22 protein-coding genes and 1 riboswitch are annotated in these 24,987 nt (G+C 65.3%); of the genes, 10 read left to right on the forward strand and 12 right to left on the reverse strand.

Features of this window, described 5'->3' with window-relative positions; all coding sequences use genetic code 11:
• Positions 1 to 10: 10 nt before the first annotated feature.
• The gene (gene gcvT, locus PMI42_RS34405; protein WP_008143831.1) at positions 11 to 1,159 is read right to left on the reverse strand and encodes a glycine cleavage system aminomethyltransferase GcvT; all 1,149 of its coding nucleotides are present in this window, start codon (positions 1,157 to 1,159) and stop codon (positions 11 to 13) included.
• A gap of 144 nt (positions 1,160 to 1,303) precedes the next feature.
• Positions 1,304 to 1,394, reverse strand: a riboswitch (glycine riboswitch).
• A 311-nt stretch (positions 1,395 to 1,705) separates the two neighbouring features.
• On the opposite strand from gcvT, the gene alaS reads away from it, so the two are divergent.
• Together alaS and PMI42_RS34415 are read left to right on the forward strand one after the other, a co-directional pair.
• Entirely contained in the window at positions 1,706 to 4,384 is a 2,679-nt protein-coding gene (gene alaS, locus PMI42_RS34410; RefSeq protein ID WP_008143833.1) for an alanine--tRNA ligase, read from the forward strand.
• Positions 4,385 to 4,405: 21 nt separating this feature from the next.
• The gene (locus PMI42_RS34415; RefSeq protein WP_008143836.1) at positions 4,406 to 5,635 is read left to right on the forward strand and encodes a cyclic nucleotide-gated ion channel; all 1,230 of its coding nucleotides are present in this window, start codon (positions 4,406 to 4,408) and stop codon (positions 5,633 to 5,635) included.
• Between the two features lie 3 nt (positions 5,636 to 5,638).
• Here PMI42_RS34415 and PMI42_RS34420 read toward each other — a convergent pair whose 3' ends face one another.
• From PMI42_RS34420 to PMI42_RS34430, 3 genes are all read right to left on the reverse strand, one after another.
• Positions 5,639 to 5,923, reverse strand: a complete 285-nt coding sequence (locus PMI42_RS34420; RefSeq protein WP_008143839.1) for a DUF3303 domain-containing protein — start codon at positions 5,921 to 5,923, stop codon at positions 5,639 to 5,641.
• A gap of 3 nt (positions 5,924 to 5,926) precedes the next feature.
• Positions 5,927 to 6,469, reverse strand: coding sequence for a DUF3455 domain-containing protein (locus PMI42_RS34425; RefSeq protein WP_008143840.1), 543 nt, complete (start codon positions 6,467 to 6,469; stop codon positions 5,927 to 5,929).
• 96 nt (positions 6,470 to 6,565) lie between these two features.
• Positions 6,566 to 7,780, reverse strand: a complete 1,215-nt coding sequence (locus PMI42_RS34430) for an NADP-dependent isocitrate dehydrogenase (protein ID WP_008143843.1) — start codon at positions 7,778 to 7,780, stop codon at positions 6,566 to 6,568.
• Positions 7,781 to 8,127: 347 nt separating this feature from the next.
• On the opposite strand from PMI42_RS34430, the gene PMI42_RS34435 reads away from it, so the two are divergent.
• Positions 8,128 to 9,327 (forward strand): TrmJ/YjtD family RNA methyltransferase, encoded by a 1,200-nt coding sequence (locus tag PMI42_RS34435; RefSeq protein WP_008143845.1) that lies wholly within the window; start codon positions 8,128 to 8,130, stop codon positions 9,325 to 9,327.
• 116 nt (positions 9,328 to 9,443) lie between these two features.
• Here PMI42_RS34435 and PMI42_RS34440 read toward each other — a convergent pair whose 3' ends face one another.
• Together PMI42_RS34440 and PMI42_RS34445 are read right to left on the reverse strand one after the other, a co-directional pair.
• Positions 9,444 to 9,827: a nuclear transport factor 2 family protein gene (locus PMI42_RS34440; protein ID WP_008143847.1), complete on the reverse strand. Its 384-nt coding sequence runs from the start codon at positions 9,825 to 9,827 to the stop codon at positions 9,444 to 9,446.
• 111 nt (positions 9,828 to 9,938) lie between these two features.
• Entirely contained in the window at positions 9,939 to 10,691 is a 753-nt protein-coding gene (locus PMI42_RS34445) for an SDR family NAD(P)-dependent oxidoreductase (RefSeq protein ID WP_008143849.1), read from the reverse strand.
• A 116-nt stretch (positions 10,692 to 10,807) separates the two neighbouring features.
• Between PMI42_RS34445 and PMI42_RS34450 the strand changes: the two genes are divergently transcribed.
• Entirely contained in the window at positions 10,808 to 11,701 is an 894-nt protein-coding gene (locus PMI42_RS34450; RefSeq protein WP_008143851.1) for a LysR family transcriptional regulator, read from the forward strand.
• Positions 11,702 to 11,753: 52 nt separating this feature from the next.
• Here PMI42_RS34450 and PMI42_RS34455 read toward each other — a convergent pair whose 3' ends face one another.
• Genes PMI42_RS34455 through mddA form a run of 4 tightly spaced genes read right to left on the reverse strand, consistent with a single transcriptional unit; the run spans position 11,754 to position 14,966 of the window.
• Complete coding sequence (locus tag PMI42_RS34455) at positions 11,754 to 12,500, reverse strand: hotdog family protein (RefSeq protein ID WP_008143856.1); 747 nt, start codon at positions 12,498 to 12,500, stop codon at positions 11,754 to 11,756.
• Positions 12,501 to 12,535: 35 nt separating this feature from the next.
• The gene (locus tag PMI42_RS34460; RefSeq protein WP_008143858.1) at positions 12,536 to 13,513 is read right to left on the reverse strand and encodes an NADPH:quinone oxidoreductase family protein; all 978 of its coding nucleotides are present in this window, start codon (positions 13,511 to 13,513) and stop codon (positions 12,536 to 12,538) included.
• Positions 13,510 to 14,190 (reverse strand): helix-turn-helix transcriptional regulator, encoded by a 681-nt coding sequence (locus PMI42_RS34465; protein WP_008143859.1) that lies wholly within the window; start codon positions 14,188 to 14,190, stop codon positions 13,510 to 13,512. Before PMI42_RS34465 ends, PMI42_RS34460 begins: the two co-directional genes overlap by 4 nt.
• Complete coding sequence (gene mddA / locus PMI42_RS34470; RefSeq protein WP_008143861.1) at positions 14,187 to 14,966, reverse strand: methanethiol S-methyltransferase; 780 nt, start codon at positions 14,964 to 14,966, stop codon at positions 14,187 to 14,189. The genes PMI42_RS34465 and mddA overlap by 4 nt, the downstream gene beginning before the upstream one ends.
• A gap of 148 nt (positions 14,967 to 15,114) precedes the next feature.
• Here mddA and PMI42_RS34475 point away from each other — a divergent pair, with 148 nt between their 5' ends.
• On the forward strand, positions 15,115 to 16,662 hold the full coding sequence (locus PMI42_RS34475; RefSeq protein ID WP_008143863.1) for a bifunctional AfsR/SARP family transcriptional regulator/alpha/beta hydrolase: 1,548 nt from the start codon (positions 15,115 to 15,117) through the stop codon (positions 16,660 to 16,662).
• Between the two features lie 217 nt (positions 16,663 to 16,879).
• Here PMI42_RS34475 and PMI42_RS34480 read toward each other — a convergent pair whose 3' ends face one another.
• Positions 16,880 to 17,527, reverse strand: a complete 648-nt coding sequence (locus PMI42_RS34480) for a TetR/AcrR family transcriptional regulator (RefSeq protein WP_008143865.1) — start codon at positions 17,525 to 17,527, stop codon at positions 16,880 to 16,882.
• A gap of 246 nt (positions 17,528 to 17,773) precedes the next feature.
• Here PMI42_RS34480 and PMI42_RS34485 point away from each other — a divergent pair, with 246 nt between their 5' ends.
• Genes PMI42_RS34485 through PMI42_RS34495 form a run of 3 tightly spaced genes read left to right on the forward strand, consistent with a single transcriptional unit; the run spans position 17,774 to position 20,393 of the window.
• Positions 17,774 to 18,316 (forward strand): OsmC family protein, encoded by a 543-nt coding sequence (locus PMI42_RS34485; protein ID WP_008143867.1) that lies wholly within the window; start codon positions 17,774 to 17,776, stop codon positions 18,314 to 18,316.
• Between the two features lie 35 nt (positions 18,317 to 18,351).
• On the forward strand, positions 18,352 to 19,464 hold the full coding sequence (locus PMI42_RS34490; protein WP_008143870.1) for an acyl-CoA dehydrogenase family protein: 1,113 nt from the start codon (positions 18,352 to 18,354) through the stop codon (positions 19,462 to 19,464).
• 50 nt (positions 19,465 to 19,514) lie between these two features.
• The gene (locus PMI42_RS34495; RefSeq protein ID WP_008143873.1) at positions 19,515 to 20,393 is read left to right on the forward strand and encodes a sulfurtransferase; all 879 of its coding nucleotides are present in this window, start codon (positions 19,515 to 19,517) and stop codon (positions 20,391 to 20,393) included.
• A 10-nt stretch (positions 20,394 to 20,403) separates the two neighbouring features.
• Here the strand turns inward: PMI42_RS34495 and PMI42_RS34500 are convergent, their stop codons facing one another.
• A complete protein-coding gene (locus PMI42_RS34500; protein ID WP_008143875.1) occupies positions 20,404 to 22,329 on the reverse strand; it encodes a sigma 54-interacting transcriptional regulator in 1,926 nt (641 codons plus the stop codon).
• 159 nt (positions 22,330 to 22,488) lie between these two features.
• Here PMI42_RS34500 and PMI42_RS34505 point away from each other — a divergent pair, with 159 nt between their 5' ends.
• Positions 22,489 to 23,868, forward strand: coding sequence for a CmpA/NrtA family ABC transporter substrate-binding protein (locus tag PMI42_RS34505; RefSeq protein WP_008143877.1), 1,380 nt, complete (start codon positions 22,489 to 22,491; stop codon positions 23,866 to 23,868).
• A 172-nt stretch (positions 23,869 to 24,040) separates the two neighbouring features.
• Entirely contained in the window at positions 24,041 to 24,880 is an 840-nt protein-coding gene (gene ntrB, locus PMI42_RS34510) for a nitrate ABC transporter permease (RefSeq protein ID WP_008143879.1), read from the forward strand.
• The last annotated feature ends 107 nt before the right edge of the window (positions 24,881 to 24,987 follow it).

A 24,987-nucleotide genomic window follows, 5' to 3' on the forward strand; every position in this document is an offset into this window, starting at 1 on the left:
TGTCTTGTCCTCAGCGTTTGTAGGTGTTTTTCACGAAGGGCATGGCGGCGACGGTGAGCGGCAGAAGCTGGCCGCGCACCTCGGCGAAGAGATTTGTGCCGAGCGCGCTCCGGCTCACGGGCACATAGCCCATCGCCACTGGCGCATTCAGGCTCGGGCCAAAACCGCCCGAGGTGACCTTTCCGATCGGCTCGCCGCCCGCGCTATCGGCGAACAGCAGCGCGCCCTCGCGCACCGGCGCGCGGCCCTGGGCGAGCAGGCCGACGCGGCGGCGGGATGCGCCGTTGTCGAAATGGGCCAGGATCTTGTCCGCGCCGGGGAAACCGCCGGTGCGCGCGCCGCCGCTGCGGCGGCTCTTCTGCACCGACCATTCCAGCGCGGCTTCGACCGGGGTGGTCGCGGTATCGATGTCGTGGCCGTAGAGACAGAGCCCGGCTTCCAGCCGCAGGCTGTCGCGGGCCCCTAAGCCGATCGGCATGACATCAGGGCTTTCCAGCAGCGTTTTTGCAAGGCGCTCCGCGTCGGCGGCGGGGACCGAAATTTCAAAACCATCCTCGCCGGTGTAGCCGGAGCGCGACACGAAACAATCGAGGCCGGCGACCTTGTGCGGGCCGGCGTCCATGAACTTCATGGCGGGCGCCTCTGCACACAATTTCGCCAGCACCGATTCCGCTTTTGGACCCTGGAGCGCAATCAGCGCGCGGTCGGCAAGCTGATCGATGATGCAGTCGCCGGAGAGATTCGCGCGCAGATGAGCCTCGTCCGCGTCCTTGCAGGCGGCGTTGACGACCAGGAACAGGTGATCGCCGAAATTGGCGACCATGAGATCGTCGAGGATTCCGCCATCCGCATTGGTGAACTGGGCATAGCGCTGCCGCCCGGGTGCAATCGCCACGATGTCCTGCGGCACCAGCCGCTCCAGCGCGCGGGCGGCGTCCTCGAGCTTGCCCGATTTCGGCCGGAGCGCGAGCTGGCCCATGTGGGAGACGTCGAACAGGCCGGCCAGCTTGCGGGTATGGAGGTGTTCCTTCAGTACGCCCGCGGGGTACTGCACGGGCATGTCATAGCCCGCGAACGGCACCATCTTGCCGCCGAGGGAGACATGCAGCCCGTGGAGGGGCGTCTTTTTCAGGGAATCTTGGTCGTCGCGCGCAAGCATTACGGGGCCCTCGGCGGTTCCCCGGGGACGATTCCCCGGAAGCAACCAGTCGAAGCCCCATCTGTCGCTGTGCCTGAGAGTATTATCCCGTCGGCGGACGCAGTCCGGACCTAAGCCCGTCGGCGCCTCTTTCCAGATGTCGTCAAAGCCACGCGGTCCTTTTGCCTGAGAGTTTCCGGGGCGGTTGCTCCTTCGGCGCCGGCTACCAGTTGCCGGTCTCTCCCGACGTGGCCGTACGATACAGATGGGTACAGACCACAGGCCGGCCAAGCCTGTCAACGCGGCTCGAGCGGCTTTCAACGGGATTGCGCTGACACGGCAACCCACTGATCACATTGCACAGTTTCTGGACAGCGAAGCTGGCCTTGTCTAAAAGCGCTTTGACCCGCAGATATCAGCCCAAATGTCAGGTTTGGATGGCAGTAAAGCGGGTTCTAAAGCGCGATGAGAGTCATCGCGCTTTAGCTCTTTGTTTGAGCAAGATATTTCCGGAAAACCGGTTCACACTTTTCCGGATCATGCTCTGGCACACCCGATTGGATGAACATGAGCGGCGTCAACGAGATCAGGTCGACCTTTCTGAACTTCTTTGCCGAGAACGGCCACGAGATCGTGTCGTCCTCGCCATTGGTGCCGCGCAACGATCCGACGTTGATGTTCACCAATGCCGGCATGGTGCAGTTCAAGAACGTCTTCACCGGCGTCGAGAAGCGGCCCTATCAGCGCGCTACCACGTCGCAGAAATGCGTGCGCGCCGGCGGCAAGCACAACGACCTCGACAATGTCGGCTACACCGCGCGCCATCTCACCTTCTTCGAGATGCTCGGCAACTTCTCGTTCGGCGACTATTTCAAGGAGCGCGCGATCGAGCTCGCCTGGACGCTGATCACCAAGGAATACGGGCTGAAGAAGGACAAGCTGCTCGTCACCGTCTACCACACCGACGACGAGGCGGCCGGCCTGTGGAAGAAGATCGCGGGCTTCTCGGACGACCGCATCATCCGCATCCCGACCTCGGACAATTTCTGGGCGATGGGCGACACCGGTCCGTGCGGCCCCTGCTCGGAGATCTTCATCGATCGCGGCGAGCACATCTGGGGCGGACCTCCGGGCTCGCCGGAGGAGGATGGTGACCGCTTCCTCGAATTCTGGAATCTGGTGTTCATGCAATACGAGCAGGTGACGAAGGAGGAGCGCGTGGATTTGCCGCGTCCCTCGATCGACACCGGCATGGGCCTCGAGCGCATGGCCAGCATCATGCAGGGCGTCGAGAGCGTGTTCGAGACCGACCTGTTCCGCCATCTGATCGACGCGACGTCGTCGGCGCTCGGCAGCGGGCCGAACGAGCAGACCGTGGCCTCGTTCCGCGTCATCGCCGACCATCTGCGCTCCTCGGCCTTCCTCGTTTCCGACGGCGTGCTGCCCTCGAACGAGGGCCGCGGCTATGTGCTGCGCCGGATCATGCGCCGCGCGATGCGCCATGCGCAGCTGCTCGGCGCCAAGGAGCCGCTGATGCATCGGCTGGTCTGGGCGCTGGTGCGCGAGATGGGCCAGGCCTATCCCGAGCTGATGCGCGCGGAGAATTTGATCGAGGAAACGCTGCGGCTGGAAGAGACCCGCTTCCGCAAGACGCTGGTGCGCGGCCTGGCCATCCTCGACGAGAAGAGCGCGTCCCTGAAGAAGGGCGACATGTTCGACGGCGACGTCGCCTTCACGCTGTACGACACCTACGGCTTCCCGCTGGATCTCACGCAGGACGCGCTGAAGTCGCGCGGCATTGGCGTCGACCAGGCCTCCTTCACCGACGCGATGGAGCGCCAGAAGGCCAAGGCGCGCGAGTCCTGGAAGGGCTCGGGCGAGGCGGCATCCGAGGCGATCTGGTTCCCGCTGCGCGAGAAGCTGGGTGCGACCGAATTCCTGGGCTACGAGACCGAAAGCGCCGAAGGCGTGGTGACCGCGCTGGTGAAGGACGGCAAGGAGGCCACCAGCCTCAAGGCCGGCGAGACGGGCGCGATCGTGCTGAACCAGACGCCGTTCTACGCGGAGTCCGGCGGCCAGGTCGGCGACACCGGCGTGCTCACCGGCGAGGGTGGCTTGAAATTCCGCGTCACCGACACGCAGAAGAAGCTCGGCGATTTCTTCGTGCATGTCGGCAACGTGGAAAGCGGCGAGCTGAAGCTCGGCACCGCGCTCCAGCTCGAGGTCGACCACGGCAGGCGCTCCTCGATCCGCGCGCATCACTCGGCGACGCATCTGATCCACGAGGCGCTGCGCCAGGTGCTCGGCGATCACATCGCCCAGCGCGGCTCGATGGTCGCGCCGGACCGGCTGCGCTTCGACTTCGTGCATCCGAAGCCGATCACGGCCGAAGAGCTTGCCCGCGTCGAGGACATCGCCAACGACGTGGTGCTGGAAAACGACGAGGTCACCACCCGCGTGATGGGCGTCGACGAGGCCCGCGAGGCCGGCGCACGCGCGCTGTTCGGCGAAAAATATGGCGACGAGGTCCGCGTCGTCTCGATGGGCAGGACCGCGCGCGAGCGCGGCACCAACGCGCTCGGCTGGTCGGTCGAGCTCTGCGGCGGCACGCATGTGCGGCGCACCGGCGATATCGGCCTGATCACGCTGACCGGCGAGAGCGCGGTCGCCTCGGGCGTGCGCCGCATCGAGGCGCTGACCGGCAATTACGCCCGCCGGCACGCCAACGAGACCATGGCGCTGGCAAAGACCGCGGCGAACGAGCTGCGCACCTCGCTCGACGACGTTCCGGCGCGCATCACCGCGCTGATGGAGGAGCGCAAGAAGCTCGAGCGCGAACTCTCCGATGCCCGCAAGAAGCTCGCGATGGGCGGCGGTGCTGCCGCCAGCAACGGCGCAGCTTCAGGCGTTCGTGAAATCGGCGACGTCAAGCTGATGGCGCGCGCGGTCGAGGGCATCGAGATGAAGGATCTCAAGAGCCTCGCCGACGACGGCAAGAAGCAGATCGGCTCCGGCGTGGTCGCCATCGTCGGCGTCACCGAGGACGGCAAGGCCGGTGTCGTGGTCGGCGTCACCGCCGACCTCACCGCGCGCTTCAACGCCGTGAACCTGGTGCGCGTCGCCTCCGAAGCCCTTGGCGGCAAGGGCGGCGGCGGCCGGCCCGACATGGCGCAGGCCGGCGGCCCCGACGGGGCCAAGGCGACCGAAGCGCTTGCGGCGATCGAAAAAGCCATGGCGGGTGCTTAAGATGGCAAGCGCGTAAACGCCATGCGCCCCGTTCCGCAAGGGCGTGGGCTTCGCGATCCCAATTTGAGGGATCGCCTCTACGAATTGCTGGAGCACGATCCGCTGGCCTATTCGGTCGGGTCGCGCTTCATCCAGATCATCATCGGCGTCATCGTGCTCAACGTCGCCGCAATGATCCTCGCCTCGGTGCCGGAGCTGGACGCGCAGTTCGGCGCGCTATTTTCAGCGATCACCGTTCTTGCCGTCATCGTGTTCGCGCTGGAATATGCCGCGCGGATGTGGACGGTGGCGGGTCATACGCCGCGCAGGGGTTCTGCGCTCGCCGACCGGCTCGGCTATGCCTTCTCCGCGCTCGGCATCATCGATCTCATGGCGTTCCTGCCTGCTGCATTCGTGCTGGCCACGGGGCGGCACGCGACGCTGGCAGCCCTCGGCGTGCTGCCGTTCTTCAAGATGATCCGCTATTCGCCGGCGATGCGCTCGCTGCTCGCCGCCGTGCATGCCGAGCGGCGGGCGCTGATCGGATGCATCGTCATCCTGATCGGCGCGGTGCTGACTTTCGCCTCGCTGCTCTACGCCGTCGAGCGCGACGTGCAGCCGGACAAGCTCGGCACCATCCCGCAGGCGATGTGGTGGGCGATCGTGACGCTCGGCACCGTCGGCTATGGCGACGTCGTGCCGGTGACGGCGCTCGGCAAGTTCATCTCCGTCTTCACCATCATCGCGGGCTTCGCCATGATCGCGCTGCCGGTCGCGATCATCTCCACCGCCTTCGCCGAAGAGGTGAAGCGGCGCGACTTCGTGGTGACGTGGGGCATGCTGGCGCGGGTGCCGCTGTTCTCGCATCTGTCGGCGGCCGAGATCGCCGACATCATGCGGCTGCTCCGCGCGCGCACCGTGGAGCAGGGCGAGATCCTGGTGCGGCGGGGCGATGCCGCCTCCTCGATGTATTTCATCACCGCCGGCGAGGTCGAGATCGCGCTGCCGAGCCAGCATGTGCGGCTCACCGACGGCACTTTCTTCGGCGAGATCGCGCTGCTGCACAAGACCAAGCGCAGCGGCACGGTCACGGCGACGCGCAAGACGCGCCTGCTGGTGCTCGATGCCCAGGATTTTCATGCTTTGATCGAGCGCATGCCGACGCTGGCCGAGCACGTCCACACCACCGCCAAGGCGCGGCTCGCCGACACCGGCGATCTCGCACCGGCCGAACTGGCGCAGGCCGAACCGGAGGACGGCCCCGGCGCGTAGCCGTCACGCCTTGTCGAGGAAGGGCGCCACGACCTCGCGCGTCTCCTTGCTGGGCACAACGGGCACGATCTCGAAGGTCATGCCGTGGCCCTGGCAGTTCAGCACCCATTCCTGCAGCAGGCGGGCGTCGTCGCATTCCATCAGCTGGAAGCAGCGGTCGAAATTCGGCTCGATCCAGCTGCCGTGATATTTGAGGCCTTCCGGAAACTTGACGCCCTCGTCGCGGACGCGGCGATAGACCGGGATGGGATCGCGGTCTTTGAAGCGTTCGATCACCATGAAGAGCATCGGTCAGCCCTTCTTCAGGAAGACGTAGACGGCCGAGTAGGGCACGCTCCTGAACTCTCCGGCTTTATCGCAGGCACCGTCCAGCTTGCCGCCATGGGTGCTGATGCGCTGGACCGTGGTGACGGGCGTGAGCATGCCGCTGCCGCGGTGGGCAGTCACTTCGAGCTTAAGCCAGGGAATGTCGGCCGCGGTGGTGCCCGGCGCATTGCCGATCGCCTTGCCGACGACGGCGCTGCCATCGGCAGCTTCCCAGTTTGGTCCGGCATAGTGTCGCCCGACAGTCTTTCCTTCGGAGAGCAGAGTTGCGATCGGCTCGCGAAAGGTCCAGGCGAGCTTGCCGTCGGCGGCCGCCTTGCATTCATAGACCTGAGCACCTTCGGCGTTGAGGACCGTGACGAGCTGCTCGCCAGGAGCCCGGATGGCCTCCGGCAGGCTGAGCTTCAGTTGCCCGCGGGCGGCCTCAGCCGGTTCGGGCTCCGCAGCGGCTGCGGGGGCCGCCATGGCGATGAGCAACGTCAGGCAGGGGACGGCAAACTTGATCGACATGGTCGCATCTCCTCGCAATGGTCCAAAAGAAACGGGCCGCGCTTGCCGCGCGGCCCGTGATGATGTCTGGCCCAGTCAGGCGAAATTGCGGACGACTTACGCCGCCAACGCCTTCGTGAGGTTTTCCGCAACCTTGTCGAGGAAGCCGGTGGTCGAGAGCCAGCGCTGGTCGGCGCCGACCAGGAGCGCGAGGTCCTTGGTCATGTAGCCTTCCTCGACGGTGTCGACGCAGACCTTCTCCAGCGTGTTCGCGAACTTGGCGAGCTCGGCATTGTTGTCGAGCTTGGCGCGGTGGGCGAGGCCACGGGTCCAGGCGAAGATCGACGCGATCGAGTTGGTCGAGGTCTCCTTGCCCTTCTGGTGCTCGCGGTAGTGGCGGGTCACCGTGCCGTGGGCAGCTTCCGCTTCCACGGTCTTGCCGTCGGGGGTGAGCAGCACCGAGGTCATCAGGCCGAGCGACCCGTAGCCCTGCGCGACCGTGTCGGACTGCACGTCGCCGTCGTAGTTCTTGCAGGCCCAGACGTAGCCGCCGGACCATTTCAGCGCCGAGGCCACCATGTCGTCGATCAGGCGGTGCTCGTAGGTCAGGCCCTTGGCATCGAACTCCTTCTTGAATTCGCGCTCGTAGACGTCCTGGAAGATGTCCTTGAAGCGGCCGTCATAGACCTTCATGATCGTGTTCTTGGTCGAGAGGTAGACCGGGTAGTTGCGCAGCAGGCCGTAGTTCAGCGAGGCGCGGGCGAAGTCGATGATGGAATCGTCGAGATTGTACATCTGCATCGCGACGCCGGCGCCCGGGGTCTTGAACACTTCCTTCTCGATGACGGTGCCGTCCTCGCCGACGAACTTCATCGTCAGCGTGCCCTTGCCCGGGAACTTGATGTCGGTGGCGCGGTACTGGTCGCCATAGGCGTGGCGGCCGATGATGATCGGCTTGGTCCAGCCGGGAACCAGGCGCGGCACGTTCTTGCAGATGATCGGTTCGCGGAAGATCACGCCGCCGAGGATGTTGCGGATGGTGCCGTTCGGCGACTTCCACATCTGCTTGAGGTTGAACTCCTTCACCCGGGCCTCGTCCGGGGTGATGGTGGCGCACTTGACGCCGACGCCGACCTTCTTGATCGCTTCGGCGGCGTCGATCGTGACCTGATCGTTGGTCTGGTCGCGGTATTCCATGCCCAGGTCGAAATAGAGCAGCTCGACATCGAGGTAGGGGTTGATCAGCTTGTCCTTGATGTACTGCCAGATGATCCGGGTCATCTCGTCGCCATCGAGTTCGACGACGGGTTGGGACACCTTGATTTTTGCCATGATCGGGAAAGCCTTCTTGGAACGGCGCCGCCGGCGCCAACTGGAATATCCGCCGCCTCTTAGCACCTGATAGCAGCGGGCGAAAGCCAAGTGATTATGCACTTTTAGCTCATCCAGCTTCCACAGATGGGGGGCGGGATGGCCGCCGGCGGCAGGGGTGGGGCTGAAGTTTCAGGCGAGATTCAAAAACCGAATCCAACCCGTTATTTCCCTTGAGAATTTCGTCAGGACAGGCAAACGACAGGCGAGCAGACGGCCGACCCCCGGATCGAGGCGAGGCCGGCTTTGAATCAATTCCTGAAGAAGGCCTTCCCAAGGCCTTGAGACCAGAGTGAAAGCGAAACGAGATGTCGGGGACTGACAAGAGCAAGGCGGGCCTGTCCCTCGACGGACCCATCGTGATCCTGGTCGAGCCGCAGCTCGGCGAGAACATCGGCATGTGTGCGCGCGCCATGGGCAATTTCGCGCTGGGCGCCTTGCGCATCGTCAACCCCCGCGACGGCTGGCCCAACATCGCCGCCCAGCGCGCCGCGGCCGGCGCCGACCACATTCTGGAAAAGGTCGAACTGTTCGGCACGGTCGAAGAGGCGGTCGCCGATATCGACCTGCTGTTCGCCACCACAGCTCGTCCCCACGATCAGGCCAAGCCGGTGGTGGGGCCCGAAGCCGCGGCCGGCGAGATCGCCGGGCACGTCGCGAGCGGCGGCAAGGCCGGTATCCTGTTCGGCCGGGAGCGCTGGGGGCTGACCAACGAGGAGGTCGGGCTCTCCAACCGGATCATCACCTTCCCGGTCAATCCGGGCTTTGCCTCGCTCAATCTCGCCCAGGCCGTGCTGCTGGTCGGCTACGAATGGTTCAAGCGGGCGACCTCGGGCGCGCTGCCGCATGCCATGCCGGAGCGCTCCGAGCGGGCCTCGCAGCATCAGATGCAGGCATTCTTCGACAATCTCATCCGCGAGCTCGACCGGGTCGAGTTTTTGCGCCCGGCCGAGAAGCGCGACACCATGCTGGTCAACCTGCGCAACATCTTCAGCCGGATGGAGCCGACCAAGCAGGACATGCACACCCTGCATGGCGTCGTCATGGCGATCGCGGAAGGGCGCAAGGGCCCGGCCAAGGGCGGCGTCCTCGACGGCGAGCAGGCCACGCGCCTGCGCGCGCTGCTGGCCGAGCACGGGCAGGGCGGCGGCGTCCACGACAGCGGCTCGACCGTGCGCGGCCTCGCGCGCCTGCTCCGCCGCAACCCGACCGACGCCGAGCGCCTGCTCTGGCAGGCGCTCACGCGCGATCGCCGTTTCGCAGGAGGGTTCAAGCGCCAGACCCCGGTCGGCCGCCACATCCCGGATTTTGTTTCCTTCCCGCACCGGATCGCGATCGAGCTGGTCAACCCGGGCGAAGGCGAAACCATCGCGGCGGACCGCGCAGGGCGACGCTCGTGGCTGGAGGCGCGGGACTATCGGGTGTTGGAGATCCGGGCTGCGGATGTGGAGCGGGACCTCGAGGCGGAGCTGGTGAGGTTGCAGGGGATGATCGAGCAAGCTTCGTAGGTCTCGTAGGGTGGATTAGCCGAAGGCGTAATCCATCAACTTCGTCCCGCATTCGCTGAAGCAGGGTGGATTACGCTTCGCTAATCCACCCTACGAACCAGTCGCTTGGCCAGCCTTCACTTGCCCGGCTGGTCGAGAAACACGTAGAGCGCAGCGATCCTGCCGTCCTCCACGATGATGACGTCCCACCCGGTATAATCAGGCGCTTCGCCGCGCGGGCCCGATGTCCAGGCCAGCCGCCCGGCGTTGTGAAGTGCCTGCGGCGCGCCTGTGGGCGTGTAGACGAAGTGGGGATGCGTCGCGCGCAGATCGCCGGCGAATTCGTCGATCGCGTCCCGGCCGACGATGATGCCTGGCGGGACGTACAGGACGGGGGTCTCCGTCCAGAGCTCGTCGATGGCGGCACGACGGCGCTTGGCATCGCCCTCGCCGAAAACCTCTTGAAGGTTGCGGTGAAGCAGCTCGTGGATGCGGTCCGCCGATTCATTTGTCCGGGTCATGGTCTGTCTCCAAAATGCACTGGCCTTGTAGGGTGGGCAAAGCGACAGCGTGCCCACCATTGCGGATGGTGGGCACGGCGCCTTGCGCCTTTGCCCACCCTGCGAATTGCGTCAGATCTGCGTCTGACCGCCGTCGACGAAGAGCTCGACGCCGTTGACGAAGCTGGCTTCGTCAGAGGCCAGGAACAGCACGGCCTTGGCGATCTCTTCGGGCTGGCCGACGCGACCGGCCGGGATCAGTCCGGCGAGATAGGTCTTGGTGCCTTCGGCCTGCTCACCGGCGCCGAACAGATGGTTCAGGCCGGGCGTCTCGGTAACGCCGGGGCTGACGACGTTGACGCGGATGTGCCGATCCTTGAGGTCGAGGATCCAGCTGCGTGCGAAATTGCGCACCGCGGCCTTGGTCGCCGAATAGACACTGAACGCGGGTGTTCCTGAAACGCTGGTCGTCGATGCGGTCAAAACGATCGAGGCGCCATCGCGGAGCAAGGGCAGCGCCTTCTGGACTGTGAAGAGGACGCCCTTCACGTTGGTGTCGAACGTGCGCTGATAGTGCTCCTCGGTGATCGCGCCGAGCGGTGCGAACTCGCCGCCACCTGCATTGGCGAAGATCGCGTCGATGTGCTGGTGCTTCTTCTGAACGGCATCGTAGAGCCGGTCGATGTCGGCGAGCACAGCCATATCGCCCTGTACCCCCGTCACGCGCCCGCCGATCGACTTCACGGCCGCGTTCAGCGCGTCCTGGCGGCGGCCGGTGATGAACACCGAGGCGCCCTCGGCCGCAAAAGCCTTGGCGGTCGCAAGACCGATGCCGCTCGTGCCGCCGGTCACCACCACGACCTTGTTGTTGAACCTGTCCGTCATCGTCCGTCTCCTTTGGAAGCATTTGGGCCAAATCGCCCTTGCCCGTCCTAGATGCCAATGGAACGATGATGCGACTAGACGTCAGATATGGTACACAGCGTTCTATAGGAGGAACAATGAAGGCCGATCTGAACGACTTTGCCTATTTTGCCGAAGTGGTGGGGCATGGCGGCTTTGCCGCCGCGGGAAGGGCCCTGCGCGAACCTAAGTCGAAGCTCAGCCGGCGGATTGCCGGGCTCGAGGAGCGCCTGGGCCTGCGCCTGATCGAGCGATCGAGCCGGCGCTTTCGCGTCACCGAAGTAGGGCAAGCCTTCTACGAACGCTGCCGTGCGATCCTGGCGGAGGCCGAGCAGGCCGAGGCACTGGTGACGCAAGCGCAAGCCGAACCGCACGGACGCATTCGTTTCAGCTGCCCGACCGGCATGGTCGCGGAGATGTCCGGGCTCGTGTCGAGCTTCCTGATCCGGTACCCCAAGGTGCGCCTGCAACTGGTCGCCATCGATCGGCCGGTCGACCTGATCGAAGAGCGGATCGACGTGGCTCTGCGCGTCCGCTCCGTCCTTGTGGGCGATGCTGCGCTCACCATGCGCTCGCTGGGCACGTCCACGCGCATTCTCGTCGCCAGTCCGCAATTGGCGAGCCGGTTGCGAACTCTGGATGATGTGAGCACGCTTCCGACGCTGGCGACATCAGACGAGGACATCATGGTCGAGTGGCATCTCGAGACGGATGACGGGCGCGCTCGTGTCGTCAAACACGAACCGCGCATGGGGTGCGGTGACTTCAGTGCCGTGCGTGATGCGGCGGTCGCGGGCCTCGGCATTGCGCTTCTGCCCGATCACCTCTGCAGGGAGGCACTCGGACAAGGCAAGCTCGTCCATGTACTCTCGGAATGGCGCGGTCACCGCGGCATGGTGCATCTCGTCTTCACGACTCGACGAGGCCTGCCGCGGGCTGTTCGCGCGCTGATCGATCATCTGGCGGCCGGGTTCTCGAAGACATCGGTGTAGTTTTTTGGGCAGGGCAAAGCGGCGTTGCGCGCCTTTGCCGACCCTACGAACATCATCCGCGCCCGAGCTGCACGTCGCGATCGACTGCAATCCATGTCGTCTTCGCAACGGCCAGCAATCTGCCCGCTTCATCGTGGAGCGCTGCCTCGGCCGTGCGCTTGCGGCCGTCGCGGCCGGTTGGCCATGCCGTGATGATGCAGTGGTCGCCGGGGTGCGGGCGGGCTTCGATCCGTGCCGACATCCGTCCGAGCAGGAGCGGCGTGCTGTCGTAGCTGCCGCTTTGGGGATCGCAATTGCAGGCAAAGCCGGTGGGGCAATCGAGCGCCGACCAGAGGAATTCCGGAGCGACCAAGCCGTCCTCGCCGGCCAGATTCGGATCGGGCGTCCAGCTTGCCGCGAGAACGGCGGTGTGACGCGCGAGCGATCCGGCGAAGATGCGCAAGCCATCCCCCTTCGCTCTTGCGGGTCCGCAGACGAAGCAGGTCGGAAGGGGATGCTCGTGCGGTTTGACTGGCGTCAGCAATTCGGCGGCGCGGGCTTCCTCGAAGCTGGCTGCCTCAATGCGCGCAAGCTCGACGCTTGTCGTGCGCCCGGTCGCGACGACTTTGGCGCCGTCGCGCAGCTCCCATGTGCCGCCATCCGTTGCGACGGCTGCGAGCGCCGTGTCCAGGGGAGGCGGCGCGCGCAGCGTCACCTCGACGGCGCCGGGAATATGACGGGCGAGCCGGCCGCAGACGTAGCCGCCATTGCCTGAGTTGGGAGGACCGCAAAAGCGCTTGTCGATGATGATCGCTGTCAATTGCTGCCTTCCTCTGTTGCCGTCGCCACTGCACTCTATCGGATCTTGAGCACAATTCGTCCCTGAACCGTGCGATTTGCTATGGCCCGCATGGCGTCGCCGGCCTGCTCCAAAGGGAGGATGCGGTCGATATGCGGGCGGATCTTTTCGCCAGCCAGCAATTGCATCAGCGTGTCGTCCATGCGCGCGGCTTCTGCAGAAAATTTCTCCGCCCAGGCGCCGACGAAGACACCGAGGATGGAATAGTTTTTCAGAAGCGGCAGGTTCATCGGGATTTGTGGAATCTCGCCGCCGGTGAAGCCGATCGGCATCAGCCGTCCGCCCCATGCCATCAGCCGTGCCATCTGCTCGAAGATGGCGCCGCCGACATTGTCGAAGCCGACATCGATGCCGTTTCCTGATGTGAGCGACTTGATGCGGTCGCGCAGATCTTCGCTGCGATAGTTGACGGTTTCGCTGGCGCCGTAGTCGCGCACAAGAGCGGCTTTGTCGTCGGAACCGACACCGGCGATGACGCGAAGGCCGAGATGGCTGCCGAGATCGACGGCGGCGAGGCCGACCCCGCCGGCCGCGCCCGTGACCAAGAGGGTCTCGCCGCGCCGCACCTTGGCCCGCTCGACCAGCGCATACCAGGCCGTGCCGTAATTGTGCAGCACCGTCGCCGCAGCTTCGAACGCGACGCCATCAGGTAGATGCACGCTCTTCGATTCCCTGGCGATCATCCGTTCGGCGTAGCCGCCGGTCCAGCTGCTGCACGCCACGCGATCTCCGGGGGCGAATGTCGTGACCTTGTCGCCGACTGCGACCACGACACCGGATGCCTCCGTGCCGGGCACGAAGGGCGTCGGCGGCCGCATCTGGTAGAGGCCCGAGACCAGGAGGTGGTCCATGAAGCTCACCGAGGCTGCATGGACGTCGATGAGAATCTGGTCGCCGGCCGGCTTCGGCTCGTCGATCTCACCGAGGCGCAGATCATCGGGTCCGGTGAACGAACTGCAGAGAACCGCTTTCATTGTGACCCTCCAATGTCTCTCAGCGGCGTCGCATATCCCGCGACGAGCTTGACGAAATCGGCCTGTCGCGCGGTGCCGGTCTTTTCAAACAGGCGGCGGACATGCGTCCTGATCGTCGTCGTGGCAACACCAAGGGCTGCTGCCACTTCGGGAACGCCGCCGAGCTCGACAATCGCGAGCAGGACGCGCAGTTCGGTCGGCGTCAATTTGAATGCGTCACGGAGCGCTTCCGAACGGGGCGAGATTGTCAGCGCCACCTTGCGAACGAACAAGGCGGCGACGGCGCTGTAGCCGGCACCCGCACGCCGGCGCGGGCCTGACGTCAGCGGCAGGACATGGGCGACGTGGCGCTGCCCGTCCAACCCGACCATCGGGAGTGCGATTCCGGCGGCGCCGAGAGCCGAATCGCCGAGGCCGCACGCTGCGAAGACGCGCCGCAACGTCTGGCTGACGATGGGATCGCAGGCCATCAGTTGCCCGCGGATCTCGAGCAGGACGTTGCATGTTTCGAGCACGGCTCGCCCGGCGACATTGGCGTGAATGAGCCGCCCGTCCGCGTCGACGAGAAAGAGGCCGGCATCGAGCCCATCGAGTGTGTCGGCGAACGCGGCGGCGTCCGCGGCCTCCGGATCGGGCGCTCGGGCGGCCGCGAGCGCGCGGCATGTTACGACGTTCATTGCGGCGCGCCGGCAGGCCGCGGCGACGGGCGCTCTTCCGTCCGGCGGCGACCGAAGAGACGCGGCACCAGCATGGGAACGCGCCGGCGATACGCCAGGTAGGTCGCGCCAAACACGGCGATCAGATCCCGTTCCTCGAACTGCAGCGCGACCAGGATGTAGGCCGTGTTCGCGAGCGCAAACAGAAGGTGGCCGGCGCTCATCTCGGGCGTGGCCCAGAACGCGAGCAGGAAGCCCAGCATCAGCGGATGGCGCACGATCTTGTACAGCAGCGGGGTCTTGAAGGATTGATCGGGCATTTCGGCGCCGCGGAGCGCGACGAAAGCCTGGCGCAGGCCGAACAGATCGAAATGATCGATCATGTGGGTTGAGGCGAACGCGAGCAGCCAGCCGAACCAGTGCACGCCGATCAGCAGCCCGGCCGCAATTCCGCTCGTTTGCCAGATCGGCGTCGGGATTGGACGCCATTGCCAGAACAGCAGCAGCAGGATCAGGCTGGAGAGCAGCACATAGGTGCTGCGCTCGCAGGCGGCGGGAATGAATTGGGTCAACCATCGTTTGAAGGATGCGCGTGCCATGACGCTGTGCTGGACTGCGAACAGGCTCATCAGCAGCAGGTTGACGACGATGGCCTCGCCCAAATTCGCGGAGCCGCCGATGTCAATTGACTTCGGCACGACATAATTGCCGACGAAACCGAGCGCGTAGAGAAATGAAATGGTGAATATTCCATAGCTCACGATGGCGTAGAGCAGGATTGCGAGGCGCGCGACCATGGTTTTTCCTGTTGTGCCTGATACGGCGGTGCCGCATGCAGGGGCCTGAGCCGCCGGTGAGCGAGCGGGCTCGATCTGGCCCGACCGTACCCGCTGGACCGTCCCCTGCGCGTCCCTCAGGGACCCGGGCGGGCAAGGAAGGATCTCCATGACGGTTTTTTCGCTGGGGACGTTCGGGTTCCCCGAGGTCCATGCCGACGGCCGCCCGATCAAGCTGGCCTTGCGCAAGGGGCTTGCGCTGCTGGTCTATCTCGCGGAGGCCAGAGGCGCCGTCGCGCGTGACGTCATGGCCACGCTGCTGTGGCCGGAAACGCCCCGGGAGACCGGCCTCGCGCGGCTGCGGCGCCTGCTTCATCGCATCGAGCTCACCTTGGGCCAGCCGGTGTTCGAGACCGACCGCACCAGCTTGCGGTGGTCGCCGGAGGTCGAGCTGACGCTCGACACGCATCTGTTCGAGAGCGACTGCGATCGCGGCGACTTCGAAGAGGCCTGCCGGATCTATCGGGGCGACTTCCTCGCCGGCTTCTCTCCGGAGGACTCCGCTGAATTCGACGACTGGGCGTTCTTTCGCCGCGAGGCGCTGCGGGGACGGCTCGTGCATGCGCTGGAGCGTCTGGTGCAGGACAAGGCTACTGCCGGCGACCATTTTGCCGCGACCGCGTATGCGGGGCGCCTGGTCGAACTCGATCCGCTCAGCGAGGTCTATGGCCGGCACCTGATCCGCAGCCTGCTGCTATCAGGCGACCGCAGCGGGGCGGAGCGGCATCACGCGGCACTGGCGCAGCGGTTGCGCGACGAGCTTGGCGTTGCGCCGGAAGCCGAGACCGAAGCGCTGATCAGCCCCGCCGCGGCGCCGCTGCGCTATGCGATCCCGGCGACACGCTATGTGAAGGGCTCGGGCGCGCATCTGGCGTATCAGACCTATGGCCGCGGCCCGCTCGATATTCTGGTGATGCCCGGCTTCGTCTCACATGTGGAGCGCGCCTGGGAGCATCCGGCGAGCCGGGCGTTTCTCACGTCGTTGACGAAGCTCGGGCGTCTCATCGTGTTCGATCGTCGCGGCATCGGCCTGTCCGACAGGGTCGGAGCGGCGCCCGGCATCGACGTGACGGCGGAAGATATCGGCACCGTCCTCCACGCGGCGGATTCGCGCCGCGTCGTGCTGTTTGGCGCATCCGAATGCGGGCCGGCCTGCATCAAATTCGCGGTCGATGAACCGCGCCGCGTGGCCGGGCTCATCCTGTTCGGCGCACTCGCAAAGGGCTGCTGGTCACAGGACTATCCGCACGCGCTGCGCGCCGGCCAGTATGACGCCTGGAGCAAGCAGCTCGTCGCGCAATGGGGCGGCCCGGCCGGGATCGAAGCCTTTGCGCCGAGCCTTGCCGGTGATCCCCAGGCGCGCGCCTGGTGGGCCGGGCTATTGCGTGCCGCCTCCAGCCCCGGCGGCATCTCGGCCGTGCTCGAGGCATTTCGCGACGCCGACGTGCGGCACCTGCTGCCGCGGATTGTCGTGCCGACCCTGGTGCTGCACCGGCGCGGCGACCAGGCCGTGCGGATCGCGGCCGGCCGCGACGTGGCGAGCCGGATCAAAGGTGCGGAGTTCGTCGAACTCGACGGCAGCGATCACTGGTTCTTTGCGGGGGACCAGCAACCGGTGCTTGAGGCGATCAAGGGGTTTATGAAGCGGGTCTCGTAGGGTGGGCGACTTGTCCGCCGTAGCTCGAAGAGCGAAGGCGGAAGCGTGCCCACGCATTCTTGCGATGCAGAGACAGATGGTGGGCACGGCGCTTTGCGCCTTTGCCCACCCTACGGACCTACACCGTCTTCAGCGTCGTAGCCCGGATGAGCGAAGCGATATCCGGGGAAAGGTCCCGCATGTCGCTACGCTCATGCGGGCTACAAGATGGGGGCGCTCACACCGCTTCCAGCTGATCCGCCGCGCGCTTCTTCTTCCCCCTGGACTGGCCGAGCAGGGGGCCGGCGGTGAGCGCCGCGGTGTCCGCCACGGCCGGATCCCGCGAGATCATCGCCGCGACGATGGCGCCGTCGATCAGGAGCCCGAGCTGATGCGCCAGCACGGCGGGCTCGGTCGCGCCGAGCTCGCCGGCGAGCTTCTCGATGTGGCCGAGCACGATCTTCTTGTGCTTCAACGCGATGCTGCGGAATTGCTTGGCGTCCTTGTCGTGCTCGCCGACTGCATTGATGAAGGGACAGCCGTAGAAGCGCTCTTCGGCGAACCAGCTCTTCAGCGCCGGGAAGATGCGCGTGAGCTTGGCCTGCGCGTCGCCGCCGCCTGCCTCCATGGCGCCGATGAACCATTCGCGCCACTGCCTGCCTTCGCTCTCCAGCACCGCGTTAACCAGATTGGTCTTGGAGCCGAACAACTTATAGAGCGTGGTCTTGGCCGTGCCGGCTTCCTCGATGATCGCATCGATGCCGGTGGCGTTGATTCCGTTCTTGCAGAACAGATGGGTCGCGGCACTCAGCAGGCGCCCGCGCGCGGATTCATCTTCACCGGCGGCGGCGTGGGGCGAGGTCTTCTTCGATGACGTCTTTGCCATGAGTCCAAACTTACCTGCAGCGACGCCGCATCAGCAAGCCGCATCTGTTCCGCGCTGAAAAGATTCGCATGGCAAAGCCCATCTGCATCGGCTTTGAGCAAGCGGGCGCTGATCAATCCGCAAGCAGGGTTCGCTAAGCGGCTTCAATGTCTCGCCTTTTGTTTTCGGCCACCTCTGGCACGCTCCATGCAAGGAAACAGACCGTTCGGTATCCTGCCGGATTCCACGGCTGCCAGGGAGAAGATGATGACTGCCGTCGTTCAAAAGACAGTGCTGACGGGTTGCCTCGCGCCCATCGACAAGAATGGCCTCGAGCAACTGATCGCGAGCGGCAAGGCCAATCCGAAGGTCATCAAGACCTTGAAATGCAAGACGGTCGCGGAAGGAAAATTCCGCCATGCCAACTACATCCGCAACCTGCCGCCCTACATCGTCGACGAACCGCCGGGACTTCTGGGTGACGACACCGCGCCGAACCCCTCGGAAGCCTCGCTCGCCGCGCTCGGCTCATGCCTCGCGGTCGGCCTGCACGCCAACGCCGTGCATCGCGGCTGGATCGTCAACAAGCTCGAGCTGGAGCTCGAGGGCGACCTCAACATCACCGCGGTCTGGGGCACCGGCGACATGTCGGACAAGCCGGTCGGCTTCACCGACGTCCGCGTCAAGGTCGACATGGATTGCGAGGGCATTTCGCAGGACGAGATCAACGCGCTGGTTGCCCATGTGAAGAAATGGTCGCCGGTCGCCAACACCTTCACCCGCCCGGTCAATCTCGAGGTCGGCATCTAGCAGACAGCAATCAGGACAGGGTGCGGGAGACGATCATGGGGTCACTGGCTTTATCACGGGCCGACATTTTGGATCAGCCCGCACCGTCCATTGCCGGCGAGGTGGCGCGGATTGCGCGGGAGCAGCTCGCGCCGCTCGCGGCCGGTATCGACGACGGTACGGTCTATCCGGCCGAGGTGCTGCGCCAGTTCGGCGCAGTGGGAGCGTGGGGCAGTCACGTGCCCCACGAGGGGCCTGCCGATCTGCGCTGCGCCATCCAGGCAATGGCCGAGATTGGCCAGGTCTGCGGCGCAACGGCTTTCATGGCGTGGTGCCAGAACACGCTGGTCTGGTACGCCGCCAACTCGACCAACATGAAGCTCGCGAGGCGCTTCGGCGATGCCTTCTCGACGGGGCGCGTGCTCGGCGGCACCGGGCTCTCCAATCCCATGAAGAGCTTCTTCGGCATCGAGAAGCTGAAGCTGAAAGGGCGCAAGGTCGAGGGCGGTTACATCGTGCGCGGCGCGCTGCCCTGGGTCTCCAATCTCGGTCCCGACCATTACTTCGGCACCATCTTCGAGCGCGAGGACGATCAGGGCACTGTCATGTTCCTCGCAGACTGCTCCGATCCCGCGATCACGCTGACGCCGTGCAAGCCATTCCTTGCGATGGACGGCACCGGCACCTATGGCGTGCAGTTTCGCGACGCCTTCGTGCCGGACGATCTGATCCTCGCCGATCCCGCCGCGCCCTTCGTCAAGAAGATCCGCGCCGGCTTCATCCTGCTTCAGGCCGGCATGGCGCTCGGCGTCATCAGGGACTGCATCAACATCATGGACGAGGTCGACAATCCCCTCGGCCACATCAACCGCTATCTGCCGCAGCAGCCGGTGCATTTTCGCGATCTCGCCGCCGAGCTCGAAACCGAGACCATGGCGCTGGCGCGCGATCCCTACAACGAGGAGGAGACCTACTGGCGCAAGGTGATTGCGCTCCGGCTTCGCGCCGGCGAGGCCAGCGTCGCGGCGGCGCATGCGGCGATGCTGCATTGTGGGGCGCGCGGCTACCTCAAGAGCCACCGCGCGCAGCGGCGCCTGCGCGAGGCCTATTTCGTCGCGATCGTCACGCCGGCCACCAAGCAGCTGCGCAAGATGCTCGCCGATTCCTGATTTCTTACGTGCCCACCCCGAAGACCCCCAACCTCAACGGAGAGGCTGCCATGACTGACGTCCTGATCACTGCCGTCGAACTTGCCGATCTCTTGAAAACCGAGCCGTGTGTCGTCATCGACACCCGCAATCCCGACGCCTACGCCGCTGGCCATCTGCCCAATGCCGTCAACGTCCATGAGATCTTCACATTCCTCGCGACCTCGACGCCAGAGGGCATGGCGGAGCTGAAAACCAAGTTCGCCGACGCGTTCGGCGGCGCCGGCCTCTCCGGCAAGGAGACGGCCGTGATCTACGAGCAGTCGATGAACTCGGGCTTCGGCCAGTCCTGCCGCGGCTACTACCTTCTCACCATGCTCGGCTATCCCAAGGTGAAGGTGCTGCATGGCGGTTTCGACGCGTGGTCGGCTGCGGGCTTCCCGGTGACGAAGGATGTTCCGGCACCGGCCAAGGCCTCCTTCTCGATCGTGCCTGAAGCCGGCGAGATCCTGATCGATGCCAAGACTATGCTCGGCGCGGTCGGCAAGCCCGGCATCGCCATCCTCGATGTGCGCGACGTCGACGAGTGGATCGGCGACAGCTCTTCGCCTTATGGCAAGGATTTCTGCCCGCGCAAGGGCCGCATCCCCGGCGCCGTGTGGCTGGAATGGTACCGCATGATGAAGCCGACCGCCGAAGGCCCGCGCTTCAAATCCAAGGACGAGATTCTGGCGGAATGCGCCACGGTCGGCATCTCGACGACCACGCCGGTCTATCTCTACTGCTTCAAGGGCGCGCGTGCGTCGAACACGTTCTTGGCGCTGAAGAACGCGGGCGTGAAGGACGTGCGGATGTACTTCGGCTCCTGGAACGAATGGTCGCGCGATCCGTCGCTGCCGATCGAGCAGGGCTTGCCGATCGCATCGGAGGTGACGACCAAGGCGGCGTGAGCGCCTGCGATCACATGGCTCGCGGACGGGGCGCAATCCCCAGCGCCTTGATCCGCGAGGCCAGCGTGGTCGGCTTGATATCGAGCAGTTCGGCCGCGCCTCCGGGGCCGAACACTTTTCCGGCACAGGCCTCGAGCGCGGCCAGGATGTTGTCTCGCTCGTGGTCGCGCATCTCGGATGAGGTCATGACAGCGGGCCGTGCGTCGGCCTTCTGGCGCGCGGCGGCGGTCGGAGCTTGCGCGCCGGAGGAGTCGGGCAGATCGATGCGCAAACGGCCGTTCTGCGACAGGATCGCGGCGCGCTCGATCACGTTCTGCAATTCGCGGACGTTGCCCGGCCAGTCGTAGCGTGTGAGCCGTCGCGCATCGCCCTCCGACAGTCGCAGATTCGATTTCAGTGCCTTGCTCTCGCGCGTCAAAAAGTGCTGGGCGAGCAGCGGAATGTCCTCGCGCCGTTCGCGCAGCGGCACGGTCTCGATCGGGAACACGTTGAGGCGGAAATAGAGGTCTTCGCGAAAACGGCCGCGCTGGACCTCCTGCTTGAGGTCGCGGTTGGTCGCGGCGATGACGCGGACGTCGACCGCGCGGGTGCGCTCCTCGCCGACGCGCTCGAAATTGCCCTCCTGCAGCACGCGCAGCAGCTTGCCTTGCAATTCCAGCGGGATTTCGCCGACCTCGTCGAGGAACAGTGTGCCGCCGTCGGCAAGCTCGAACCGGCCGATGCGGTCGCGCGTCGCACCGGTGAAGGCGCCGCGGACATGGCCGAAGAACTCGCTCTCGAACAATTCGCGCGGGATCGCGGCGCAGTTGACGCGGATCAGCGGCCGGTCGCTGCGGGTGGAATCCTCGTGGATGGCGCGCGCGATCAGCTCCTTGCCGGTGCCGGATTCACCGGTGATCATCACCGCCGCCGTGGTTGGCGCCACCAGCTTGACCTGGCGCAGCGTGCTCTGGATCGCCTCGCTTTGACCGATGATGCCGCGCGGATTGGTCTCGATGCGGATTTCCTCCTGGAGATAGGCGTTTTCGAGCTCCAGCCGCTCGCGCAGACGATCCACTTCGGTGAGGGCGGCGTGCAGTTTTTCATCGGCCTCGCGGCGCTGGCTGACGTCGCGAAACACCACGACGGCGCCGACCACCACGCCGCGGTCGCGAATGGGCGTGGAGGTGTACTCGACCCAGGCCGGCGAGCCGTCCTTGCGCCAGAACACTTCGCCGTCGACCTGATGCACCGCGCCGTCGCGGAACGCCGCGTAGATCGGGCAGTCATGGTTGTGATAGTGCCGGCCGTCATGGTGGGTGTGGTGCACGATGGGGTGGATTTCCCGGCCGACCAGCTCTTCGGCGGTCCAGCCGAGCATCCGCTCGGCCGCGGGGTTGACGAAGGTGGTCTTGCCCTCGGCATTGACGCCATAGATGCCTTCGCCGGCGGCGCGCAGGATCAACTGGTTCTCGCGCTCGATGTCCTGGAACACGCGCTCGACCCGCTGCCAGGTCGAAATGCCGCTGCGCATGTGGTCCTCCGCAGCGGCATCGACATTGCGCCGGCGGCGCGCGTCGAGATCGGTGAGGGTGAGCTGCACCAGCGTGCGCCCGTCATGGGGCAGCAGGCAGCCGGCATATTCGAGCCGGAGAGTTTGCCCGGTGGCATGGTGGGGGTTGAGCGCGGTGGTCCAGTAGGCGCCCATATGCAGCACGGCCTGGGTGAACACGGTGAGCGCCGGGAGTTCGCCGGCATGGAGCGTGCTCGCCCTGGTCTGCCGCAGCAGGGCGCGGTCATAGCCGAGCAGGGTGCAGGCGGCTGGATTGGCGTCGATGATCTCGTCGCCATAGGGATCGACCAGGAGGGTTGCCTCGACCGAGGATTCGAACGCTGCGATGCGCGGGTCGAGGGCTTCGGCGGTATCGTCCCGGCCGGGCATTGGCGTCGTTGCCATGGCGATATCTCGTGATTGAACTACGAAATCTCGTTTATCACGAGTTTTCGTAATGACCAAGCGAACGAGAAAATATTGCGTCATCAAGGCACTGGCCGCTCCCAAGGCAATGGCATGCTCCTTGCGTAATTCCTCCTCGCAATGACGCAGGGAGCTCCGATGTCCACGTTCGACAATCCATTTGATCCGAACCGCAACCTTCGAGCCGGCTGTGCCTGTGGCGAGCACCAATCCGCCGCCGAGCATGAGCAGGCCACGGCGCTGCGCTGCGACCCCGTCGAGAGCGAGGAGACGCGTTACGAGGGCGTTGTCGCCTCCGCCGTCATGCGCGCGATGTTCCCGCAGGACGTGGCGCGGCGCGCCTTCCTGAAATCGGTCGGTGCGTCCACGGCGCTCGCTGCGCTGTCGCAATTCTTCCCGCTCAAGACCGCGACGGAAGTGTTTGCACAGACCGGCACGCCCGAGAAGAAGGACCTCAAGGTCGGCTTCATTCCGATCACCTGCGCCACGCCGATCATCATGGCTGCTCCCATGGGCTTCTATGCCAAGCACGGCCTCAACGTCGAAGTGGTCAAGACCGCCGGCTGGGCGGTCATCCGCGACAAGACCATCAACAAGGAATACGACGCCGCGCACATGCTCGCGCCGATGCCGATCGCGATTTCGCTCGGCCTCGGTGCCAACGCCATTCCCTTCGCCGTGCCCGCGATCGAGAACATCAACGGGCAGGGCATCGTGCTTGCGACCAAGCACAAGGACAAGCGCGACCCCAAGGACTGGAAGGGCCTGAAATTCGCGATCCCGTTCGACTATTCCATGCACAATTATCTGCTGCGCTATTATCTCGCCGAGCACGGCATCGACCCGGATACCGACGTGCAGCTGCGCTCGGTGCCGCCGCCGGAAATGGTCGCCAACCTCCGTGCCGACAACATCGACGGCTTCCTCGCGCCGGACAACATCTGCCAGCGCGCGATCTATGACGGCGTCGGCTTCATGCATCTGCTCTCGAAGGAGATCTGGGACGGCCATCCCTGCTGCAGCTTTGCCGCCAGCAAGGAATTCATCACGACCGCGCCGAACAGCTTTGCGGCGCTGACGCGCGCAATCGTCGATGCCACCGCCTATGCCTCGAAGGCCGAGAACCGCAAGCAGATCGCCGAAGCGATCGCGCCCGCCAACTACATCAACGCGCCGGTGACGGTGCTGGAGCAGGTCCTGACCGGTACCTACGCCGATGGGCTCGGCGGGGTGAAGACCGACGCCAAGCGCGTCGATTTCGATCCGTTCCCCTGGCAGTCCTTTGCGGTGTGGATGCTGACGCAGATGAAGCGCTGGGGCCAGATCAAGGGCGATGTCGATTACAAGGCGGTCGCCGAGCAGGTGTATCTGGCGACGGACACCAAGAAGCTGATGACCGAGATGGGGCTGTCGCCGCCGGCGACCGCGTACAAATCGTTCGCGGTGATGGGCAAGACTTTCGATCCTGCGAAGCCCGAGGACTATGTCGCGAGCTTCAAGATCAAGAAGGCGTCGTGATGTTCTCAGCTCTCGTGTCCCGGGCGCGGCGCAGCGCGAAGCGGTGCGACGCAGAACCGGGACCCATGCGGCCCGACTGGGTCCCGGCTCTGCGAAGCAGCACACCGGACGATGCTGCGCATCGCCGGGAGTGCTGCATCGCGTCCGGGACACGTGCGGTGGGGTTTGTGCCATGACCCCCTCCCTCCGTCTCCGCGCGGGCCTCGTCTCGATCGCACTGCTCGCGGCATTCCTCGGTATCTGGCATCTTGCCACGCGCTCCACTGCGCCGGTCGCGACGATGAGCCCGGAATACGCCAAGCTGATGGGCCTGACCGCGACGCAGGGCAAATCCGCCATGCCCGGGCCGCTCGATGTCGGCGCCAAGCTCTGGGAGCATCTGAGGCGGCCGTTCTACGACAACGGGCCGAACGACAAGGGGCTCGGCATCCAGCTCGGCTATTCCATCGCGCGCGTCGGCACGGGCTACCTGCTCGCCGTGCTGGTCGCGATCCCGCTCGGCTTCCTGATCGGCATGTCGCCGCTGCTCAGCAAGGCGCTCGATCCCTTCATCCAGGTGCTCAAACCGATCTCGCCGCTCGCCTGGATGCCGCTGGCGCTCTACACCATCAAGGACTCATCCGTCTCCGCGATCTTCGTGATCTTCATCTGCTCGATCTGGCCGATGCTGCTCAACACCGTCTTTGGCGTTGCCAGCGTCCGCAAGGAGTGGATCAACGTCGCGCGGACGCTCGAGGTCGGCACCATCAGGCGCGCCTTCACGGTGATCCTGCCCGCGGCGGCTCCCACGATCCTGACCGGCATGCGCATCTCCATCGGCATCGCCTGGCTCGTGATCGTCGCAGCCGAGATGCTCGTCGGCGGCACCGGCATCGGCTATTTCGTCTGGAACGAGTGGAATAACCTTTCGATCACCAACGTCATCATCGCGATCCTGCTGATCGGTGTCGTCGGCATGCTGCTCGACCAGATCCTCGCGCGCTTCACGCGCATGGTCACGTTTCCGGAGTAGGGGCTGATGATGTTCACCGGTGTTGCCGCGAATTCACCTCGCCCCGCTTGCGGGGAGAGGTCGGATCGCATCGTCAGATGCGATCCGGGTGAGGGGGGCTCTCCACG

This window comes from Bradyrhizobium sp. YR681 (assembly GCF_000282615.1).
Taxonomy (GTDB): Bacteria; Pseudomonadota; Alphaproteobacteria; order Rhizobiales; family Xanthobacteraceae; genus Bradyrhizobium.

What these genes read in the sequence shown, in the direction of transcription:
- PMI42_RS34425 (WP_008143840.1), bottom strand. Translation starts at nt 6,469, where the DNA reads ATGTCGATCAAGTTTGCCGTCCCCTGCCTGACGTTGCTCATCGCCATG.
- alaS (WP_008143833.1), top strand. Translation starts at nt 1,706, where the DNA reads ATGAGCGGCGTCAACGAGATCAGGTCGACCTTTCTGAACTTCTTTGCC.
- PMI42_RS34430 (WP_008143843.1), bottom strand. Translation starts at nt 7,780, where the DNA reads ATGGCAAAAATCAAGGTGTCCCAACCCGTCGTCGAACTCGATGGCGAC.
- PMI42_RS34415 (WP_008143836.1), top strand. Translation starts at nt 4,406, where the DNA reads ATGCGCCCCGTTCCGCAAGGGCGTGGGCTTCGCGATCCCAATTTGAGG.
- mddA (WP_008143861.1), bottom strand. Translation starts at nt 14,966, where the DNA reads ATGGTCGCGCGCCTCGCAATCCTGCTCTACGCCATCGTGAGCTATGGA.
- PMI42_RS34490 (WP_008143870.1), top strand. Translation starts at nt 18,352, where the DNA reads ATGGGGTCACTGGCTTTATCACGGGCCGACATTTTGGATCAGCCCGCA.
- PMI42_RS34435 (WP_008143845.1), top strand. Translation starts at nt 8,128, where the DNA reads ATGTCGGGGACTGACAAGAGCAAGGCGGGCCTGTCCCTCGACGGACCC.
- PMI42_RS34500 (WP_008143875.1), bottom strand. Translation starts at nt 22,329, where the DNA reads ATGGCAACGACGCCAATGCCCGGCCGGGACGATACCGCCGAAGCCCTC.
- PMI42_RS34475 (WP_008143863.1), top strand. Translation starts at nt 15,115, where the DNA reads ATGACGGTTTTTTCGCTGGGGACGTTCGGGTTCCCCGAGGTCCATGCC.
- PMI42_RS34465 (WP_008143859.1), bottom strand. Translation starts at nt 14,190, where the DNA reads ATGAACGTCGTAACATGCCGCGCGCTCGCGGCCGCCCGAGCGCCCGAT.
- PMI42_RS34480 (WP_008143865.1), bottom strand. Translation starts at nt 17,527, where the DNA reads ATGGCAAAGACGTCATCGAAGAAGACCTCGCCCCACGCCGCCGCCGGT.
- PMI42_RS34445 (WP_008143849.1), bottom strand. Translation starts at nt 10,691, where the DNA reads ATGACGGACAGGTTCAACAACAAGGTCGTGGTGGTGACCGGCGGCACG.
- PMI42_RS34460 (WP_008143858.1), bottom strand. Translation starts at nt 13,513, where the DNA reads ATGAAAGCGGTTCTCTGCAGTTCGTTCACCGGACCCGATGATCTGCGC.
- gcvT (WP_008143831.1), bottom strand. Translation starts at nt 1,159, where the DNA reads ATGCTTGCGCGCGACGACCAAGATTCCCTGAAAAAGACGCCCCTCCAC.
- PMI42_RS34495 (WP_008143873.1), top strand. Translation starts at nt 19,515, where the DNA reads ATGACTGACGTCCTGATCACTGCCGTCGAACTTGCCGATCTCTTGAAA.
- ntrB (WP_008143879.1), top strand. Translation starts at nt 24,041, where the DNA reads ATGACCCCCTCCCTCCGTCTCCGCGCGGGCCTCGTCTCGATCGCACTG.
- PMI42_RS34440 (WP_008143847.1), bottom strand. Translation starts at nt 9,827, where the DNA reads ATGACCCGGACAAATGAATCGGCGGACCGCATCCACGAGCTGCTTCAC.
- PMI42_RS34420 (WP_008143839.1), bottom strand. Translation starts at nt 5,923, where the DNA reads ATGCTCTTCATGGTGATCGAACGCTTCAAAGACCGCGATCCCATCCCG.
- PMI42_RS34505 (WP_008143877.1), top strand. Translation starts at nt 22,489, where the DNA reads ATGTCCACGTTCGACAATCCATTTGATCCGAACCGCAACCTTCGAGCC.
- PMI42_RS34485 (WP_008143867.1), top strand. Translation starts at nt 17,774, where the DNA reads ATGACTGCCGTCGTTCAAAAGACAGTGCTGACGGGTTGCCTCGCGCCC.
- PMI42_RS34450 (WP_008143851.1), top strand. Translation starts at nt 10,808, where the DNA reads ATGAAGGCCGATCTGAACGACTTTGCCTATTTTGCCGAAGTGGTGGGG.